Source organism: Mycobacterium sp. shizuoka-1, assembly GCF_002723835.1.
GTDB lineage: Bacteria > Actinomycetota > Actinomycetes > Mycobacteriales > Mycobacteriaceae > Mycobacterium.
In genome coordinates this window covers 1-1,241 of sequence record NZ_BEWG01000151.1, presented here as the reverse complement: position 1 = coordinate 1,241, position 1,241 = coordinate 1, and the positions used below count along the sequence as shown (strand labels likewise).

Below are 1,241 nucleotides of genomic sequence, written 5' to 3'. Positions count from 1 at the left end.
TCCACCGCCAGCAGGTCGTAGCGGGCGACGAGTTCGCGGGCCTGTTTGTGGTGAAAGTCTTTACGCCGGTTGGCGATCTTACGGTGCCGCGCCGCCACCGTTTCTCGGCGCGCGACCCGGTTATTGGAGCCACGTTTTGTGCGCTGCAATCGTTGCTGAGCCGCCTCCAGTCGGGCGGCCTCCTGACGTGCCCACCGCGGATTGGCGACCTCGGTGCCGTCAGAGAGCGTCGCGTAGGTCACCACCCCGACGTCGATACCGGCCTGGCCGCCGGTTGTCGGCAGCGGATTGGTCGGTACCTCGTCACACGAGAGCACCAGCATCCAGCGCCGGCCTTGGCGTTTGATCTGGATCGTTTTCACTCTGCCCTGCACCTGGCGGTGCAGATGCACCTTCACCTGACCGACACCTTGCAGGTACACCCGCTTGGTCTCGGGTAGCCAGCGTGCACCATCGCCGTCTTTGGGCCACTCCACGCTGTCGAAGCGGGCCTTACCCTTAAACCGCGGATAGCCGGGCTTGTCTCCGCGTTTGACCCGGCGGAAGAATCCGTCGAACGCCTTGCTCAACCGGCGCAGGGTGGCCTGCTGGCTGGAGAACGACCACACCGCCTGATCCGGCCGTATCGCCCGGATCTCTGACAGTTGGGCGGATTGATCCCGGTAGTAGATGCGGGTCTTGTTGTGTGACCAGGCATTCCGGCGTTCCTGCAGGGCGGCGTTGTAGAGCTCACGGTGCGCGTCCAGACACTGCGCCAACGCGACGTGCTGGCGGGCAGTCGGACGCAGGCGAAACACATACGCGCGCCGCATCAAGCCACCGCGTCCCACTGGTGCTCGATGTAGCGGCGCACCGTCGACTCCGACACATACCCGACCGAGGCGGCGAAATACGACGGCGACCACAACACCCTCGCGAACCTCCGCAGGTAGGGAAACTCGGCGCGCAGCACGCGCGCGGTGCGGCCCTTGAACGCCCGCACCACCGCCGCTGGCGCGTCGGTCGGGCCAACCCGCACGAACAGGTGCACGTGATCGGGCATCACCTCGGAGGCCACGATCTCCCAGCCGCGTTCGGCGGCGACCTCGGTCAGCAGCTCGCCGCAGCGCGCCGCTACGCGGCCGCCAAGCACCCGGCGCCGGTACTTCGGGCACCACACCAGATGCAGGCCCAGCGAGCACACCCCACCCGGGGTGCGGCGAAACCGGCGCTGAGACATACCACGCACCTTACGAAACGAC

2 protein-coding genes are annotated in these 1,241 nt (G+C 66.8%); both read right to left on the bottom strand.

Features of this window, described 5'->3' with window-relative positions:
- On the bottom strand, positions 1 to 812 hold an 812-nt coding region (locus MSZK_RS31390), incomplete at its 3' end, for a transposase (RefSeq protein WP_233211620.1).
- Positions 812 to 1,219 carry an IS200/IS605 family transposase gene (tnpA, locus tag MSZK_RS31385; RefSeq protein ID WP_099252397.1) on the bottom strand — a complete coding sequence of 136 codons (408 nt, stop codon included), beginning with the start codon at positions 1,217 to 1,219 and terminating at the stop codon, positions 812 to 814. The genes MSZK_RS31390 and tnpA, both read right to left, overlap by 1 nt.
- Between the last annotated feature and the right edge of the window lie 22 nt (positions 1,220 to 1,241).

Bases quoted from the DNA above. Each gene is read 5' to 3' on its own strand.
- tnpA (WP_099252397.1), bottom strand. From the start codon at position 1,219: ATGTCTCAGCGCCGGTTTCGCCGCACCCCGGGTGGGGTGTGCTCGCTG.